Here is a 4,416-nt window from a genome sequence, read left to right as displayed (position 1 = left end):
ACTTTATTTCTTCTGAATTCTTCTGAATTCTTTTTTTGACTCACGACTCACGACTCACGACTCATGCCCCTATCCCTAAATCCCTTTACCCGCATCGGTGAAAGGGACTTTATTTCTTCTGAATTCTTCTGAATTCTTTTTTTGACTCACGACTCACGACTTACGACTCTCGACTCACGACTCACGACTTACGACTCACGACTTACGACTCACGACTCACAACTCACGACTATCTTCTGATTTCCATCAACTAACCAAAAGATACTATCTGGAATAGTTCTTTACGGGAGTGAAATTGAGTAATTTTGTGAAAAATCCGGTTATGGAAAAGATAGCTGTAAAAAGGATAGAGCTGCTGGTGGAAGGGATGGAGTGCACCAACTGTGCGTTGGGCATCAGCAAGCAGCTTGACAGGATGGGTTACGAAGGTGTTTCGGTGAATTTCTCTTCGGGTGAAGTGGTGTTTGATGCTTCCGCGGAAGGCGATGTGGAGAAGGCTGTTGACAAGATAAACTCCATGGGTTATCAGGTGCTTGCCAACCTCAGCGAAGGTGAGACGCATGTACAAAAGGGACTTTCGGGTATTGAAAAGAAATTCTGGTTCTCGCTTATATTCACGCTTCCCTTGCTTACGGCTATGTTTCTGCCGTTTCATTTTCTGCATAACGGATGGTTGCAGCTGGTGCTTGCTACGCCTGTGTTTATTGTCGGTCTGTACCATTTTGGCCGCAGTGGATTTCAATCGTTGCGTGCGGGTGTTCCGAACATGGATGTGCTGATACTGCTGGGAAGTACTGCTTCCTTTGTTTACAGCCTGATTGGTTTGCTGATGAATATGGGGCATAATTTTTTGTTCTTCGAAACTTCGGCGAGCATCATCACACTGATATTTCTGGGGAATATGCTGGAGCATAAAGCTGTTCGCCGCACTACGTCGGCTATTGACGATCTGGTGAAACTGCAGAAAGTAATTGCCCACCGTATTGAATCGGATGAGCATAACAATGAAACGATTGTTGACATTGAAGCCGTGCGCATCCGCAGAAATGATTTACTGTTAATCAATAGCGGAGAGCGTGTTCCGGCTGACGGTGTTATTTACTGGGGAGGCGGCAGTTTTGATGAGGCGATGATATCGGGCGAAAGCCTGCCTGTAGAGAAAAGCGAGGGCGGCAGTGTGATAGGAGGGACGGTACTGTTATCGGGTTCGTGTAAGATAAAAGCAACAGCCATCGGCAAGCAGGCGGTGCTTGGTCAGATAATAGATATGGTGAAGAATGCCCAGATGGATAAGCCTGCACTGCAGACTCTGGCCGACAGGATATCGGCGGTATTCGTTCCTGTGGTGGTTATTATTTCCATTGCCACCTTTGCACTTTCGTTCTGGCTTGCGGGTGTTGGTTTTCAGGATGCGCTGATGCGATGTATTGCTGTACTTGTGATTGCCTGTCCGTGTGCATTGGGACTTGCCATTCCGACAGCAGTAGTAGTGGGCGTAGGGCGTGTAGCCAAACAGGGCATTCTGATAAAGGGTGCTTCCACCATACAAAAACTCATTGGAGTCAAGCGGATAGTCTTTGATAAAACGGGAACACTGACTACCGGCAATTTTAAAATCAGCAGCATGAATGCTGTGGGTGTTGAAAAGGAATATCTTGAATCGGTGCTGCTGAGTGTTGAGAAGTTTTCGGCTCACCCGATAGCGCGTGCCGTAAGTGCTGAACTGAGCCATGCAAGGCCTTTTGCGATAAAGGATGCAGAGGAACAAAAAGGCATGGGCATGACAGCTGCCGACGATCAGGGCAATACGTTCAGCATTGGATCATATCGCATGGCGCGGGCACTTACCGGCGACAGCAGTCATAATTTATATGTGTTGCGAAATGGATTGTTGATTGGAACTGTCGATATTCAGGATGAAGTACGGGCAGAGGCGGCAGACGTATTATCATACCTTCGTTCCAAGGGGATTAAAACAATATTGCTGAGCGGTGATGGCCGCGAAAAGTGTGATGCGCTGGCAAAGCTGCTTCCATTTGATGAGATATACAGTGAAAAACTTCCGGCCGAGAAACTGGCTATTATTGGTCAGCTTGGTGAAAAGGAAGATGTGGCTATGGTGGGCGACGGCATCAACGATGCGCCTGCACTGGCAAAGGCAACGGTAGGAATTTCTATGAGCAACGCCACACAGGTGGCGATACAATCGGCTCAGGTAATATTGTTGAAAGGAAATTTAAATCTTTTATCGAAAGCATATTCAATAAGTGAAAATACCCTCACTATCATCAAGCAGAACCTTTTCTGGGCATTCTTCTACAATGTGATAGCGATTCCTGTTGCGGCCATGGGATTTCTTAGTCCGATGATAGCGGCGGCGTCAATGGCGTTATCTGATGTAATTGTAGTACTGAACTCACTACGGCTTAAAAGTAAGAAACTGGATGCTTGAAAACTTCGATTATGGGTGTTTATGCCTGTATTAACAATTTCTTAATACCTGATTTCTAATAATTTGTGTTAATAAATATTCTAGTCGAAGTATACAAGAATATATATTATTCCGTATCTTTGCTGTAAGATTTTATTACGATCATTTCTGAAGTCATTATATATCCTGAAAATCACCAAAATAAGAAGAACAGCGGCATAAATTTTTCTGTAGATCTTTTATTAGAATCTTTCAGGCCTTTTTGATCATCAGTTGATCGGGAGGTTATACTATTTAGACGTTTATAGGGATTTTTGATAATGACAATTTTTTTCTCTGATTCATTTTGTTCAAAGACGGCTGTGTTATGCGGACTTTTCTGTGTTTGCATAAGCGGCGGAATTATAATAAATTTTTCGGTTTGAAACTAACTACATCCTACGATATGAAATTACACCGTATTACCCTCCGTTTTGCCCTGATGGCATTGATGTTTATAGTTGCACTGGCGCCGGCATTTTCACAGACCAGCGGCGATTACCGGTCGAAGGCGGCAGGTCCTGCAAGCTGGGGCACAGTTGCTACCTGGGAAACTTACAATGGTTCGGCATGGGTTGCTGCATCTGTGGTTCCTGCGGCAACGAATCCTGTCACAATTCAGGCGGGTCACGCTGTAACACTGGATGCAACGGGAATGCTGTGTAAATCATTGATTGTAGACGGTACACTCACCTATGGTTCGGTAGCTGCCGGGCTTACTGTTTCGGGTGATATCACGGTAAGCAGCACGGGTAGTTTTACAGCGGGTGCGAGCGCGTTGATAACCCATACCTTATCACTCACCGGCAGTCTGACGGCCAACGGCACCTTTGATATGAATACGACGGCAGGAGTTACGATGACCTTTACGGGGGCAACGAACAATACTATTTCCGGCACATCAGGCACCATCGATTTTTATGCAATCACGGTAAGCAAAGGGACGGCTATTACAAATATCCTTGAGGTTACTTCGGCAATTACCATGAGTGCTCCGAGCGGCACAGGGACAAGGCTCACGCTGACCAACGGGACATTCAAACTATCGAGTGCATCAGCACTCACACCTTATTACGGCAGCCAGCCCATTTGTGCGGCTACAGGAAGATTATGGATTAACAACTCTTCTGCTTCGGTGCAGTGTGTGGGAACGGGAACCAATGTCGGCGCCGGTTCTCCGACAGTTACCGGCACTCTGCAGGTGGATGCGGGTGCCTTCGCATATGGATGCGGCAACAATGCGCTGCAGGTTGACGGCACACTTATTATCGGCGGTGCATCGGCCAGCGTTACAATTTATGGACGCGTACTGATGAATACGGCATCCATATTTACGATGACAGCGGGAAATTTCATTGTAGATCCACAGGCGGCTTCTGCTCTCGCATCTACGAGTCATATTTTCCAGTTTTCTTCTACAAGTGCTTCTGCGGTGAACTTTACGGGTGGTACACTTACCATCACAGATCCGCATTCCGCAGCAAGTACTGGTTATGCGCTTTATCTCTCAGCAGCTACAGGTACCTATAACTTTGTCGGAAGCACAATTCAGTTCGGAGATGGTGTAAGCACCACGGCTGGAAGTACGGATGGTTTTGATATTTTCACGGGTTCGGTATATCCAATTGGAAATGTTCTTGTAAATAATACCGCCACCAATGCTTCTACACGATTTGTGAAACTGCTTGGTTCAATTATTATTGGAGGTAACCTCACTATTAATAATGCAGGTGGAAGTGAATTTCAACTTGTCGGTAGTACGCTCACGTTAAAAGGGAATTTGAATAATAATGGTGTTTTTAACTCAACTACAGCGCCTTCATTACTCACAATGGCGGGCACTTCTCCGCAAAACATCAACGGAAGCGGTACCGAGGTCTGGACAACGGGTACAGCAGGCAGGCTGTTGAATCTTACAATTAATAATGCAACAGGTGTGAGCCTGA

At 45.9% G+C, this 4,416-nt stretch carries 2 protein-coding genes; both read left to right on the top strand.

The features are described 5' to 3' along the window. Nucleotides 1–322: 322 nt before the first annotated feature. Entirely contained in the window at nucleotides 323–2,452 is a 2,130-nt protein-coding gene (locus WCM76_16715) for a cation-translocating P-type ATPase (GenBank protein MEI6767275.1), read from the top strand. 424 nt (nucleotides 2,453–2,876) lie between these two features. Beyond that, the coding region (locus WCM76_16710) for a hypothetical protein (protein ID MEI6767274.1) at nucleotides 2,877–4,416 on the top strand (1,540 nt) is incomplete at its 3' end.

This window comes from Bacteroidota bacterium (assembly GCA_037133915.1).
Taxonomy (GTDB): domain Bacteria; phylum Bacteroidota; class Bacteroidia; order Bacteroidales; family CAIWKO01; genus JBAXND01.
Note: the sequence above shows the minus strand (reverse complement) of the source record. Positions and strands in the feature narration are given on the sequence as shown.